We start from the raw sequence: 14429 nt of genomic DNA, 5'->3' as shown, positions 1-14429 counted from the left end.
CCCCCCATCACCCCAGGGGCAGTTCCAGGGTGGCCGTGGCGCCCAGGCCGGGCCCCTCGCTCTCGAGGGTGAGCCGACCCCCCAACAGCTTCGCCGCCAGGGCGCTGGAATGCAGGCCCAGGCCGTGTCCTCCCTCACGCGTGGTGAAGCCCTGGGAGAAGAGCCGCTCGCGAATCTCCGGCGTGAAGCCCATGCCGGTGTCCACCACCTGGATGCAGGCCCGGTCGTCCTGGGCCCAGAGCCGCACGCGCAGGTGCCGCCGCCCCTCGGGCAGACCGTCCATGGCGTTCTTGGCGTTGCTGATGAGGTTGACGAGGATCTGCAACACCTTGTGCTTGTCCAGCCTCACCCGGGGAAGCCTGACGAGCTCCTGGGTGACGGAAACCCCGTGGTGCTGCAGCGAGGGCAACTGGATGCTCAGCGCGTCGTCGACGAGCTGGGACAGCTCACACTCCTCGGTGAGCAGGGTGCCGTGGGAGTAGGACTGCTGCACCTGGACGATGACCCGGATGTGATCCAAATGCTTGCTCATGGCGCCCATGCTGTCCTGGAGCGTTTTCTGCTCGCGCAGCAGCTCGTTGCCCAGCGCGGAGAAGTAGGCCGGCAGTTGCAGGCCACGCGGATCCCGGGTGAGGAAGTCCGCCAGGTCCCCCTGGTGCTCATCGAGCAAGGTGGAGATCTGCTTGAGCCGGCCCATGCGCGAGACATTCACCGTCTCGGTCATGCTCTGCAGGTTGACGACGGCGCTGGTGAGCACGTTGCCCACGTTGTGCAGCACGTTGGCGGCCACCTCCGCCATGCCCACCGCGCGCGCGGCGCCCACCAGCCGCGCCTGGGCCTGCTTCAGCTCGTGCGTGCGCTCCTCCACTCGCTTCTCCAGCTCGTCATTGGCGGCGCGCAGCGCGGCCTCCGCCCGCTGGACCTCGGCGTAGAGCCGGGCGTTCTCGATGGAGATGGCGGCCTGGGAGGCCAGGTGCCCGAGCAGCGCCAGCCGCGAGGGCGTGAAGGCATTGGTGGCCAGCCCGTTCTCCAGATACAGCGCGCCGCGGAACGCCTCCTGGCGCAACAAGGGCAGGCACAGCACCGAGCGGGCCCCACCTCGCTCGAGCCAGGGATCCGACGAGAAGGGATGGGGATGTGAGACATCCCCGATGAGCACGTGCTCGCGGGTACGCCGGGTATACGCGATGAGGCTCCAGGGCAGCCGGGACTCGTCCGCTCCGGCGGCGGAGTCCTCGGGGGACGAGCCCACCATGGAGACCACCGAGAGCTTGTCGCCATGCGGCAGCAACAGGGCGCCGCGCTGGGCTCCGGCATTCTCGATGGCCGCTCGCAACAACGTGGCCGCCAGGCGCTCGAGGACGATCTCCCCCGAGACGGCCTGCTGGGCCTTGACCACGGTGAGCGCGTCGATCTTCGTGGAATCCGTCTCCGCGGCGCGCTCGGTGGCCGCCGGCGAGGAAGCCAGGTGGGGCCACTGGGCCTCCAGGTGCTGGACCTTGCCGTGGGCGCCCCAGCGCGACCAGGCGTCCCGGGCCTGGCGCGCGTAGGAGTCCCCGAGCGTCTTCAGCTTCCGCTCGTACCAGAAGCGGGCGGCGAGCTCGCACGCCAGGGCGACATGCTGGATGAAGCCGAGAGCGCGCGCGGAGTCGTGCGCCTCCTCATAGGCGCGCAGGGCCTCGCCCTCCCGGTCCTCGATGCGGGCCAGCTCCGCGAAGACCATCCGCTCCGGGGCCCGGAACGTCGCGGGCTGGTTGGCGGCCCACTCGGCGAGCTGTTGATGGTGTTGGAGCAGGGTCTGCTTCGCCCTCGAGCGCTGCTCCGGAGTCATCTTCGCGTGGCAGGCCGCCAGGCTCAGGGCATGGAAGAGGTGGAAGTCGAGGACCTGGATCTGACAGAACGACGCCCAGGCCAGCTCGGCGGCCCGGTTGCCCGCCTCGAGCGCCTCGGCCCAGGCGCCCGCGAGGAAGCGCGCCTGCATCTTGAAGCTCCAGTACCAGCAGCGCATGGTGCTCATGCGCGCGGGCGTCAGCCCGGCCTCGAAGGTGGCCTCGTCGAAGTCCTCCCCCGTCAGCGAGCCGAACGGGGAGACGCCGCGCAACTGCCGCACGTAGCGCTGGAGGTGATGCACGACGGATTGCACGTCCGGGAAGCTCGCCTTGCGCACGAAGGCCAGACGGATGACCGACTCCTGGTCCACCTCTTCCAGGTGGTGCCCCAGCATGAGCCGCACCGCGACGATGTGGTTGCAGCAGTAGCTCGCGATCAGGAGATCACTCGCCTGGAGCGCGTGATGGAAGCCCCTGCGCATGAGCTCCAGGGAGTTGCCGAGGGGCTCGGTCCAGTCGCTGAGGGTGCCCTGGATGTAGAGGATCTTGCCGCGAACGGTGGAGATCTCATGCCGCTCGACGATGGCCCCGGCGAGCTGTCCGAAGGCATGGCCCTCCTGGTAGCGCTTGAAGATGGAGCCCAGCACCAGGCCGTACCAGCCATAGCCCTGCGCGGCCGAACCATTGAGCCCGTGGTGGATGCTCAGGCAGACCATCCGGCACAGGTTGACGATGAGCAGTTTGGTGTTGGTGAAGTACGCGGGCGCGAACATGGCGCCCAGCACGCTCATCGCCGCCTCGATGTCCGGGTCCGTCATGCGAGGCAGCTCGAGCAGGCTCTCGATGGACCGCCCTTCCATCAGCGCCCAGACCTCCTCGTTGGCCGCCAGGACCTCATCCCACGAGGGGCTCGCGGACATGGGGATGCCCATCTGGGTGAGGCACTCCACCAGACAGACGAGGGCCGCGGAGATCTCACTGGCGGCCACATGGATGCTGCTCTTCAGACGGTAGACGGCCGCGGTGTCCGTGCGCGTCCGGACCCGGGGCAGCAGCTCCTCCACCAGGCGGCGGGCCTCGGAGGCCTTGCCGCTCATGAACTCACAGGTGGCCCGATCGAGCTGGATCCGGAAGGTCAGCGCGGGCTCCACCTCCCAGGGATCCCCCGGAATCAACCGGTAGGCCGTGGCGAGGTAGGTCGCGGCCGAGCGGAACGCGGTGGTGGCCTTGGCGTTGCGTCCCGCCTTGGCGTTCAGCCGCGCCAGTCGCAGGCGCTCCGCCGGCTCGTCGATCAGCTCCATCCCGGCGTTCAGGTGGCTCACGATGTCGAAGAGCTGATCCTGGACCGTCTCGGGCGGCAGGCGCTCGAGCAGCAGGCGGCCGATGCGCAGGTGCACGGCCTTGCGCTGTGGCTCGGGGATGAGGGCCTGGGCCGCCTGTTGGATGCGATCGTGAAGGAAGCGGAACTGCTCGCCCGGCCCGGTCCGCATCAGCATGCCCTCCTGGAGCGCGGGCTCCAGGCCCCGAGACACCTCGGAGGACTCCTCCATGTGGGAGATGAGGCGAAGCAGCTCCAGGGAGAAGGAGTTGCCCACGCACGCCGCGAGCCGCAGCAGGTGCTGTGTGCCCAGGGGAAGCTGGCGCAGCTTGCCGGCCATGAAGTCGACGACGTTGTCGGAGTAGCCCCGGGCGCGGCTGGCGGCGGCGTCCCAACGCCACGGGCCCTTGGGCAGACGGACGAGGAGCCCGTCCTGGTGGAGCGTCAGCAGGAACTGCTGCAGGAAGAAGGGATTGCCGCCGGTCTTCTCGAGCGCCAGCACCGGCAGCGACTCGAGCACCTCGTCCCCCGCGCCCGGCAGCGCGTCCGCGACGAAGCGCCGCACCTCCTCGAGGGTCAACGGCTCGAGGTGCAGCTCGGTCATCCGCGCCCCGGCCGCGCGCAATCCGTCCACCGTCTGCGCCAGCAGGTGCGAGGCGTCCACCTCGTTGTCCCGGTAGGCGCCGATGAGCAGCACCGGCGGTGTCTCCGGGTGGGTGAGCAGGTGATGGAGCAGCTGGAGGCTGGCCAGGTCCGCCCACTGCAAGTCATCCAGGAAGAGGACGAGGGGGTGCTCGGGCGTGGCGAACACGCCGAGGAACTTGCGCAGGACGAGCTGGAAGCGGTGCCGGGCCTCGGCGGGGGGCAGCTCGCCGACGGAGGGCTGCTTGCCGGCGACGAGCTCGAGCTGGGGCACCACGTCCACGAGCACCTGGCCCTGGCCCTCCCAGGCCTCGTTGAGCCGCGCGCCCCAGCGCGCGAGCTCCTCGTCGGTGCTCGCGAGCAGTTGTTGCGTCAGGCCGCGGATGGCCTGGGCCAGGGTGACGTAGGGGATGTCGCGCTGGAGCTGATCGAACTTGCCGCTGAGGAAGAAGCCGCGCTGGCGCACCACGGGCCGGTGCAGCTCGTGCACCACGGCGGACTTGCCGATGCCGGAGTAGCCCCGGACGAGGAACAGCTCGGGCCGCCCACCCTGGGCCACGCGCTCGAAACCCTGGAGCAGGGCGGCGGCCTCGGAGCCGCGCCCGTAGAGGCGCTGGGGGAGCTGGAAGTGCGAGGGGTGGTCGTGCTCGCCCAGGGGAAAGTCCTCGTGCACGCCGCGCAGGAGCTGCTCGCGGCACCGCGCGAGGTCCGCCGCGAGCCCCTCGGCGCTCTGATAGCGCTCCTCGGCGACCTTGGCCATGAGCTTGAGGACGATGGCGGACAGGACGGGAGGCAGCTCCGGCACGCGCTCCAGCGGGGGCTGGGGCGCCTGGGCCATGTGGGCATGGAACCACTCGAGCGCGTCACGACCCTGGAAGGGGCGGCTGCCCGTGAGCACTTCATAGAGGGTGACGCCCAGCGAGTAGAAATCGGCGCGGTGGTCCACCGCGCGGTTCATGCGCCCGGTCTGCTCCGGAGACATGTACGCCAGGGTGCCCTCGATGAGCGTGGCGGGAGCGGCCTCCACGTGCTCGACGAGCTGGAAGGTGGCGACGCCGAAGTCGACGAGGCAGGTGTCCCCGGACGGGGTGACGACGATGTTCGCGGGCTTGAGATCCTTGTGGATGACGCCGTGGCGGTGGACCTCCGCCAGGGTGGACACCAGGGAGAGGGCCAGCTCCAGGGCCCGGAGTAGCTCGAAGGGGCGGCCGACGAGCGCGGACAGGGGCTCGCCCTCCACCGCCTCGAAGAGGAGCACCGGACGCTCCTGGAGCACCTCGCAGCCCAGTGCCCGCGAGACGCCGCGCACGTCGCGCAGCCTCTGGAGGATGTCGAACTCACGCCGGTAGCGCTCGATCGCCTGCGGATCCGGCCCGGAAGACAGGGGCGTCTTGAGGATGAGGGACGTGCCATCGGCATCGCTCACCGCGTGGAAGAGCCGGTTGGTGCCCGTGGACCTGAAAGCCCCTCGAAGGGTGTAGCCTGGAATGTTCATGCCGGGATGGGAGAGACGGGATCCTACCGCAGGGAGCACTCGAGGCGGTGACGCACTTCCCTGGCTCCTTCCCTACCCTGGATGACCGTGGGCCGCACGGACTTCACCCCGAGGCAACCCACCCAGGGCCGTGTTCCATCGCCAGGCCGCTCCCTCGCCCGGTCTGGACCCCCGCGAGGTCGATGCCGGTCATGCCCTCCATCTCCAGATCCTGTTCGACGGGTCCTCGCGGGCTCACGTCGTGGGCAGGGGAGCGGGTCCGAGATTCGAGGGATCTCGTACGAAGTCCTCGGTGGGCGTGAGCCGCATGTTCGTCAGCCCGTGCCGCTCGACGAAGCGCTTGAACCGCTCGGAGACGACCACCCGCCCCTGCATGCCGCGAGGGCGGAAGATGTCCTCTCCGGCCCAGGTGCCCGGCTCCAGGACGAAGCCGTGGGTGGCGTCGATGCCCGTCGCGCGGCACTCGGTGCAGGTTGGCGGCGAGGAGACACGCACACGGTTGAGCACCAGGTCCACCGCCGCCCGGCCGAAGCAGGGCCAGACGACGAAGTAGCGAGGCACGGTGAGGGGCTGGCGAGACCGCTTCGTCATGCGGCGCACCCGGACGACCTCGACGGGATGGAAGCCCTCCAGTCCGCTGAGCCCCTCGGCGCGGAAGGCTTCCGCGAACCGCTCGGAGACAAGCAATTCGTAACCCACACCATCGATGAAGTCCCCGAGTTCCTCTCCGTGTAGTTCCAGCTTGACCCGGTAGGGGGGAAGCCAGATCAACATTCCGATGATGTCGCCGCACTGCAGGCAACGTGGCGCGTCCGCCCGGTTGACGGGCTCAGCCTTTTCAAAGCCAACATCGTAATGGGACGAAAGGACTCCTTTTTCCAGGACGAAGAAGCGAGGGGAGCCCGGGGCTTCAGAAGCCATAGGGGAACCTCGCTCTCATCTCCGGGCGGCTGTAGATGTCACGCAACTTGGTCATGAACTCCTTGGGTGTTGCCTTGGGGTGCTCCTTGAGCCACTCAACGACTTCTTCGTCCACTTTGCGGTGCCAGTCCTGGTAGCCACAGTGCGATTGCTCGTCCTTGGCCCGAGAAACGAAACGTGAGTCCCGAGGTTGGTAGAGCCCCTTGAGCGTGGCGTGGTCTTCCAATCCCTTGGCGATGGGCCGGGAGATGAGGTGGTGATTCTGGCCCTTGCATTGGGGCGGCTCGGAGGAGCCCAGCGCCTGGGACAAGGACTCCGCCGCCGCCTGGAGTTGCTGCTTCTTGTTCTCCTCCTCTTTCCCCTCCATCAGCGAGGCCTGCTCCAGTACCGCCTGTACCTCCTCCAACACCTGGGCGGCCCTGCGCGCGTCGTTCCCCACGAGAGCCACGCAGGCACTCACCATGCCTTGCTTGCAGTTGCACACCAGCGACATCTCGCCGGGCGTACAAGCCACCTGCATCATCACCACCAGCAACAAGCTCGAGAGCATGGGGCATCCTGAGCCAGGCCCCCCACGCGGGTCTACTCCTCGCTTCCCGTGCCCCCGCGCTCGAGCTCCCGGAGGATGTCCGTCAGGTCCTTCTCCTCCTGGATGACGAAGACGCCCTCCTCCGCTGGAGGGGAAGACGGGGTGGCCTCCCGCGTGGCGCGCTTCGGCCTGGACGCGGGTGGCCGTGGGAGGGGCTCGGGCCGGGCCGGAGGCGGCACGGAGAGCCGCGGAACGGGCGCGGCGGGAGGCTCGGAGGGCGCGTCCTCCGCGGCGGAAGGCAGGTGCCAATCCGTCTTGCGGCCCAGCCACTCCCCATAGCGCGTGAACGTCCAGGAGCCGTCGGCGCCGCCCGTCTCGATGGCCGAGGGCAGCTTGTAGAAGAAGCCCTGACGCACGAGGCTCTTCACCTGGGTGCTGGCCATGAGCACCTCGCACTCGGGGATACGGATGCCCAGGTCCGGACGGTAGCGCAATCGCTGGCACACCACACCGACGAGGCAGTCCGCGAGCTGGTTGCACACCGCGCCCTGGATCTCCGGGGGGAAAGCGGACACCACGCGCTGGAGCGCCTCGCTGGTGCTCGCGGAGTGCACCGTCGCGAGCACCAGGTGCCCCGTCTCCGCCGCGTTCAATGTCAGCCGCATCACCTCCGGCTCGCGCATCTCCCCGACCATGAGGACGTCTGGATCCTCCCGGAGTGCATCCACGAGCGCCTGGGCGAAGGACGGCGTGTCCCGACCCACCTCGCGCTGGCGGATGAAGGACTGGCGCGGCACCAGGGCGTACTCGATGGGGCTTTCCACGGTGATGATGTGCCGGGCCTCGTGGAGGTTGATTTCCTGCAGCAGCGCCGCGAGCGTGGACGTCTTGCCCACGCCAGTGGGACCACACACCAGGACGAGGCCGTGGGGCGACTCGACGAGGCGGCGCAGTTCGGGATGGAGGTTGAGCTTCTTCAACGTGGCCTGGGAGGAGGACAGCAGGCGGATGGCGAAGCCCACGCCTCGAGCGCTGCGCAGGAGGTTGATGCGGCAGCGCTGCCCCTCCACCGTGCGCGACTCATCATGGGAGCCGCGCGCGAGGAACTCGGACCAATCCGAGTCGCCGATGAGCTCGCGAGCCATCGCGAGGAGCGTCGCGGCCGGGATCGCATCCCCGACGAGCCGCAGTGCTCCGCGCACCCGGAGCGCCAGGGGCAGGTCACCCTCGAGGTGGATGTCGCTCGCCCCCTGCTCACGGGCGAGCCGGATGACGGCTTCGAGTTTCACGGCGGCTCCCTCCTGCCAGGACACCTCAAGCAACCGACATGCCGTGTCCCAGCCCTCGGTCCACGGAGGCCGGAAAACACCCTGCTCGTGCCGGGATGTCCGGAGCAGGCATGGGGAGACCGACATTTTGTCTGGATCAGCTCTCGGGACATCCGCCTTCACCGATGTCGTGAAGGTTACTCCCGAAGAACACCGACGCCTGCCGACTTCATCAGTAGTCGCCCTTGCGTATCTGGTAATGCATGGCGTCGAGCTGCTTGAGCAGCTTCTCTCGCTCCTGGGAGAAAAGCTCCCGGGCCCGGGGTTTCTGCGCGTCGGTCATCAGCCCCTCCGCCGCGAGGTAGGCTTGCGAGTCATTGTCCTGCATCGCGCGCAGCGTGGCCTCCATGCGCTCCAACCGCTCGCGCCGCCGCAGCTTCTGCTGGTCCTCGTCCGCGGGCCCACTCATGGAGCCGCCCTTGCCACCGTGGACGTCATGGCTCCCTCCGCCCTGGTAGCCCCCATGCCAGGGCCGGTTGTTCTTCCTGGCCTGGACGCGCAAGGACTCGAGCGCGTGTTGGAGCACGGCGTTCTTCTCGCGCAGGGTGAAGTCGAGCTGCTCGAAGCGCTCCACCTGGGACGGCGTCAACGCCAGCTCCTCCCGGTGCTCCAGCAACACGGCGAGTGAGGACGTGAACGCCATGCCCGGAGGTGCCTCGCCGCCAGGGTGCTGGGCCGGGGAGGACCGGGCACACGCGCCACACGCGAGGGACACCCACAGCAGCAACCACTTCCGAGTCATGTTTCCGCTCCGAGTCGAGGGGTTTCAGCGCTCCGGCTCCCCTCTACACGGCTTCCACCCGGAGGCTCCGCGCGCCGTGCCAGGCCACCCGGCGAGCAGTCAGACGACGAGTGAAACCCCAAGAAAGTCGGGAACTTGAGGGGGTTGGCAAGCACATGGTACGACCCCCGCCGGCCCGTAGCCCATCGGCCACGCTTCTTCCCTGTCGGAGAGGGCTTTCCCATGAGCGAGCGCAACGAACTGCCGAGGTCGCCCACCTGGAGCACCACGGGTGCTTCCGCGATCCCCACCGTGCAGGCCCCCTCCCGCCCTGCCGTCTCCGAGGCCCTCGCTTCCCACCTGGGCGCACTGCCGTCCGCCGCCTCCAGCCCCGAGCAGGACGCCCGGGAGCGCATCGCCAGCCTGGAGCGCGAGGCGCGGGCGCTCGGCACCGAGCCCCAGGCCGCCCTGCTCTTCCACGAGATGGGCCGGCTCTGGGAGGACCCGCTCAAGAATCCCCGCAACGCGGCCATGGCCTACAACCAGGCCTACCGGATCGCCCCGCGCTTCCTCTCCAACATCCGCGCCGCGCGCCGCCTCTTCGCCGACGTGGGCAACTGGCAGATGGCCGTGCAGCTGCTCGAGGCGGAGCTGAACGCCACCGAGGAGCCCTCCGAGCGCGCCGCCCTCTTCTTCGAGAAGGGCAGCCTGCTCGAGGAGCGGCTGGGGCGCGCGGAGGAGGCCCGTACCGCCTTCGCCCAGTGTCTGGAGCTCAAGCCGCGGGATCCGGCGCTGCTCACCCAGCTCGAGGCGCTCTACGCCGCGCGCAATGACCACTCCGCGCTCGTGGAGGTGTACCGGCTGCTGGCCGCCGCGCTGGAGACGCCCGCGCTGCGCGCCCACTACCTCACCGCCGCGGGCCTGGTGCTCGACGAGCGCCTCAAGCGCACCGGAGAAGCCGCCGCGTGCTTCCGCGAGGCCTTCCGGCTGGACAGCGCGGATCCCCTGCTGCTCAACGCCCTCAAGCGCGTGGCCGTGCGCGAGGGCCGCGCCGAGGAGCTGCTCGAGGTGCTCACCGCCGAGGCCGAGGTGCTCGGGCCCCAGGGCGCGCCCGCCTGGCTGCAGCTGTGCAAGATGTACGAGCGGCTGGGGCGCAAGGAGGAGGCGCTCGCGGCGCTGCTCGACGCGCGGCGCGTGAGCCCCAACGAGTCGCTCATCCTCTCGGCGCTGGCCAACATCTACGAGACGCGCCACCGCTTCGAGGAGCTGGCGGACGTGCTGCTCGCGTGGGTGGGCTGCATCGGCGACGAGAGCGAGCTGGTGGCCATCAACCTGCGGCTGGCGGCGCTGTACGAGGAGGACCTCAAGCGCGACGCGGACGCCATCGCCCGCTACCAGGCCATCCTCGCGCGCATCCCCGGCCATGCCGCGGCGCTCGCGGGCCTGGGCAAGCTCTTCTTCCGCACCCGCAACTGGGAGGGGCTCGTCTCCGTCTTCGACGCCGAGGCCGCCGCCACCCAGGAGCCCCGCGAGAAGGCCGCGCGCATGTACAAGGCGGCCGAGGTGATGGAGGAGCGGCTCAACCGGCAGGAGGAGGCCATCCAACGCTACACCGCCTGCCTCCAGGTCCAGCCGGGCTACTTCCCCGCCCAGAAGGCCCTCATCGGCCTCTACGAGCGCCAGGGCCGCTTCGCCGATCTCGTGGCCATGTACGAGCAGGATCTGCTGCAGACCCAGGACCGCGAGCAGATCATCGACACGCTCAACAAGGTGGCTGTCATCCACGAGGAGCGGCTCAACGACCTGGCGCACGCCATCGAGTGCATGCGGCGCATCCTCGACCTGGCGCCGGATCATCTGCCCAGCGTGCGCAACCTGTCGCGGCTGCTGGAGCGCGCGGGGAACTTCCCGGAGCTGTTGCGCAACCAGGAGCTGGAGGCGTCGCTGGTGGGAGACACCAAGCAGGTGCTCGCGCTCTACCACCGCAACGCGGAGATCCTCGACGAGCACCTGAAGGATCGCCCCGGCGCCATCGCCGCCTATGAGCGCGTGCTCACGCTGATGCCCTCGTACCTGCCGGCGCTCAAGGCGCTCGGGCGGCTGTACGCGCAGGAGGGCAAGTGGGAGCAGCTCATCCGCATGTACCGCACCGAGGCGGAGTTCTCCACCAACCCGGACGCGGCCGCGGCGCTCATCCACAAGATTGGCGAGCTGTACGAGCACCGCCTCAAGGACGAGAGTCAGGCCGTCGCCTCCTACCAGGAGGTGCTCACGCTGGCCCCCAGCCACTTCCCGGCGCTGCGCGCGCTCGCGCGGCTCTACAAGGCCAAGGGCGCGTGGGAGAGCCTCATCGAGGTGCTGCGCTCGGAGGCCGCCAACCGCACGGATCCCATGGAGCGCGCCAACGCGCTCTACCACGCGGCCACCATCTGGGAGGATCAGCTCAAGCGGCCGGACATGGCCATCGAGGTGTTCCAGGAAGTGCTGCGCCTCGCCCCGGGCCACACCGCCACCCTGCGTGCCCTGGAGCGGCTCTTCCTCGCGGACGAGGACGTGAAGGAGCTGGTGGCGCTGCTGGATCGCGAGACGCAGATGGGCCAGACGGCGGGCGCCAAGGTGTCCGCGTACATGAAGCTCGCGCGGCTCTACCTGGATCACTTCCAGGAGCCGGCGCGCGCGGCCCAGTGCTGCGAGGCGGTGCTCGCGCTGGAGCCCGGCCACCTGTCCGCCCTCAAGACGCTCGAGCGCATCCGCGCGGGAGACCGGGCGCGCCGCGGTGAGCTGCGCCTGCGCCTGTCCGAGCTGGTGAAGGACCCGAGGCTGGGGCTCGCGCTGCGGGTGAACGCCGCGGCGGACCTGGACAAGGGGGTGGACCTCGAGGCGCTGCGGCAGGCGGTGGCGACCAATCCCCGCGACGTGCGGCTCACCTTCGGCCTGGAGCGCGCCCTGCGCCAGGCGGGTGACGCGGCCGGCCTGTCCGAGCTGTACCTGCGCCGGCTCCAGGTGGTGACGGACGAGATGGAGCGCGTGCAGTTGATGCTGCGCTGCGCGGACCTGGACGAGGGCAAGCTGAACAACCCGCTGCGCGCCGAGCAGGCCTACCGCGCGGTGTTGCAGTTGCAGCCGCAGTGTCTGCCCGCGCTTCAGGGTCTGCGGCGCGTGCTGGCCCGCCGGGGCGACGCGGCCTCCGCCCGGGTGTTGCTGGAGAGCGAGGCGAACGCCAGCCGCGATCCCCGCGGTGCCATCGAGTCCTTCATCTCCGCGGCCCGGCTCGCCGCGGGGGCCCTCCAGGACGCGGACGGCGCCATCTCCCTGTACCGCAAGGCGCTCGAGCGCGATCCCCTGGACGCGACGGCGACCGCCGGTCTGGAGGAGCTGCTGGCGGCGAGGGGCGGCGCGGGAGATCTGGCGCTGATGCAGGAGCGGCGCGCCGAGGCGCGGCTGGCCCAGGGCGACACGGACGCGGCCGCCGATGCCCTGCTCCACGCGGCGAAGACGTACCTGACGGGCGTGGGAGACCGGGCACGTGCCGTGGCGCTGCTCGAGCGCACCCTGTCCCTGCGGCCCACGCTCCCGGAGGCCCTGGAGCTGCGCGCGCACCTGTTGCTGGAGGACCGGCGCTACGGTGAGGCCGCCGCCACGCTCACCCAGCGCGTCGAGCTCGGAGGAGATCCCGCGCTCGTGGCGAGGATGCACCTCACGCTGGGCGCGCTGTATCAGGATCACCTGGCCGAGCCGAGCCATGCCGCCGTGCACCTGCACGCCGCGCGCGAGGCCCTGCCGCACAACGTCGAGGTGCTCGAGCGCCTGTCGACGCTCTTCCTCCAGGTGCGCAACTGGACGGGGACGATGGACTGCCTGCAACGGCTGTTGGAGCTGGAGCTGCCGGTGGCCGACCGCGCGCGCCACACGGTGACGCTCGCGCAGGTGCATGAGCAGGGGTTGGGGGATCTCGCCACGGCCTCCGTGCTCTACCGCCAGGCACTGGACCTGAGCCCGGGGGACATGACGCTCGTGGACCGGCTGGCGACGCTGTACGAGCGCGCCGGCAAGCTGCCGGAGCTGTCGCAGATGCTGGAGACCCAGTCCACTCAGGCGCAGGGCGCGGGGGACAGCAAGCGCGCGGTCACGCTGCGGCTGAAGGTGGCCGACCTGAGCGCGGGACCCCTGAGCGAGCCCGCGCGCGCGGTGACGCTCTACCGACAGATCGTGGAGACCGAGCCGGGCAACATCGCGGCGCGCGCGGCGCTCGCCAACCTGTACATGCGCGACGCGGCGTCGGCGCAGCTCGCCATCGAGGAGCACCGGCAGCTCTTGCGCCTGGAGCCCACGCGCGTGGAGAGCCTGCACGCGCTCTTCCGGCTGTGGGAGGGCCTCAAGCAGAACGACAAGGCCTTCTGCGCCGCGTCGGTGCTGCACTTCCTGCGGGCGACGAACGAGGCGGAGGCGGTCTTCTACACGGAGATGCGCAACCGCCTGCCCCTGGAGACGCAGGAGCGGCTGAGCGTGGCGGATCTCGACACGGCGCTCACCCACCCGTCCGCGCGCGGGCCCCTGCTCGAGGTGCTCCGGGCCGTGGGAGATCAGCTCGGCAAGCTGCACCCGCCACAGTTCGAGCTGCTGGGCGTCAACCGCAAGGACGACAAGCTCAAGCCCGAGCACGCCGTGTTCAAGGCCGTGCGCGCCGTGGCGCAGGTGTTCGGCGTGGAGGAGTTCGAGGTGTACCAGTCGCGCCGCGGACTGCTCGCCCTGGAGACGGGAGAGCCGCTCGCGGTGTGCGTGGGCCAGGACGTGGTGCGCCGCTTCAACGCCCGCGAGCAGAAGTTCCTCATCGGCCGCACGGTGATGGGCCTCTTCAACAAGACGGCGGTGCTCTCCAAGCTGTCGCGCGGCGAGACCCTGGATCTGTTCGGCAACTCGGTGCGCATCTTCGCCCCGCAGTTCACGGCGCTGGGGCGCAACAACGAGGAGCTGGTGAAGCAGTACCGCCGCGCCTACTCGCGCAAGGCACTCAAGGCGCTGGAGCCGGCCGCGCTGGAGCTGGGTCCCCAATCCAAGGTGGAGCTGACGCCCATTCTCGAGGGCCTCGCACTGTCGGCGGACCGCGCGGGCGCGCTCCTGTGCGGAGACGTGTCGGTGGGCCTCTCGCTCGTGCTCAAGGAGGATCCGAACTTCGCCAACTCGCGCCTGGACCACACCGAGCCGCTGCTCCAGGCCCTGCGCGAGCGCGCCGATCTGCAGCAATTGCTCTCCTACGTGCTCGGCGACGACTTCCTGCGCCTGCGCCAGCGGCTCGGCCTGTCCCTGCCGTGAGCTGGGCTCTCGTCGGGGTCCACTGGGTAGACCAGGACACCACTACCCAGGTGAAATCCTCGACTGTTCCTGTCACGCGGTAGCGTCCAGGAACGGGACTTCGGGCCCGCAAGGGGCCTCGTCGGTTTTTGTCGGCCATCCACCTTTACAAGTGGGATAACGCTCCTGTATCAATCCAATGTCGCACTCCCGTTCCAATCGGGAGTGGACTCCAAGTAATTGGGGTCCACCGGACCGCCGGAGGGGTGGTCCGGAAAACCAAGCAAAGCCAGTTGAGATAGCTCGCGAGGGGACGGACAGGGCCGTCGTGCGTGCGCGCTCACGCCGACCCTT

The 14429-nt window shown here is 69.6% G+C and carries 6 protein-coding genes; 1 reads left to right on the top strand and 5 read right to left on the bottom strand.

Annotation, left to right across the window (positions count from 1 at the left end):
* Nucleotides 1-7: 7 nt before the first annotated feature.
* From CYFUS_RS21750 to CYFUS_RS21730, 5 genes are all read right to left on the bottom strand, one after another.
* A complete protein-coding gene (locus CYFUS_RS21750) occupies nt 8-5284 on the bottom strand; it encodes a trifunctional serine/threonine-protein kinase/ATP-binding protein/sensor histidine kinase (protein WP_095986964.1) in 5277 nt (1758 codons plus the stop codon).
* Between the two features lie 234 nt (nt 5285-5518).
* On the bottom strand, nt 5519-6058 hold the full coding sequence (locus CYFUS_RS21745) for a hypothetical protein (protein ID WP_232537703.1): 540 nt from the start codon (nt 6056-6058) through the stop codon (nt 5519-5521).
* 136 nt (nt 6059-6194) lie between these two features.
* Nucleotides 6195-6755, bottom strand: a complete 561-nt coding sequence (locus CYFUS_RS21740) for a Wall-associated protein precursor (protein WP_095986962.1) — start codon at nt 6753-6755, stop codon at nt 6195-6197.
* A gap of 32 nt (nt 6756-6787) precedes the next feature.
* Nucleotides 6788-8023, bottom strand: a complete 1236-nt coding sequence (locus CYFUS_RS21735; protein WP_198316680.1) for a type IV pilus twitching motility protein PilT — start codon at nt 8021-8023, stop codon at nt 6788-6790.
* Nucleotides 8024-8234: 211 nt separating this feature from the next.
* Nucleotides 8235-8804: a hypothetical protein gene (locus CYFUS_RS21730; RefSeq protein WP_157758573.1), complete on the bottom strand. Its 570-nt coding sequence runs from the start codon at nt 8802-8804 to the stop codon at nt 8235-8237.
* A gap of 222 nt (nt 8805-9026) precedes the next feature.
* Between CYFUS_RS21730 and CYFUS_RS21725 the strand changes: the two genes are divergently transcribed.
* Nucleotides 9027-14096, top strand: coding sequence for a tetratricopeptide repeat protein (locus tag CYFUS_RS21725; RefSeq protein WP_095986959.1), 5070 nt, complete (start codon nt 9027-9029; stop codon nt 14094-14096).
* The last annotated feature ends 333 nt before the right edge of the window (nt 14097-14429 follow it).

This window comes from Cystobacter fuscus, assembly GCF_002305875.1.
Classification (GTDB): Bacteria; Myxococcota; Myxococcia; order Myxococcales; family Myxococcaceae; genus Cystobacter; species Cystobacter fuscus_A.
This window is presented reverse-complemented; position numbering and strand designations above follow the sequence as displayed.

Coding starts and splice junctions, on each gene's coding strand:
- CYFUS_RS21750 (WP_095986964.1), bottom strand. CDS start 5,284: ATGAACATTCCAGGCTACACCCTTCGAGGGGCTTTCAGGTCCACGGGC.
- CYFUS_RS21745 (WP_232537703.1), bottom strand. CDS start 6,058: ATGTTGATCTGGCTTCCCCCCTACCGGGTCAAGCTGGAACTACACGGA.
- CYFUS_RS21725 (WP_095986959.1), top strand. CDS start 9,027: ATGAGCGAGCGCAACGAACTGCCGAGGTCGCCCACCTGGAGCACCACG.
- CYFUS_RS21740 (WP_095986962.1), bottom strand. CDS start 6,755: ATGCTCTCGAGCTTGTTGCTGGTGGTGATGATGCAGGTGGCTTGTACG.
- CYFUS_RS21730 (WP_157758573.1), bottom strand. CDS start 8,804: ATGACTCGGAAGTGGTTGCTGCTGTGGGTGTCCCTCGCGTGTGGCGCG.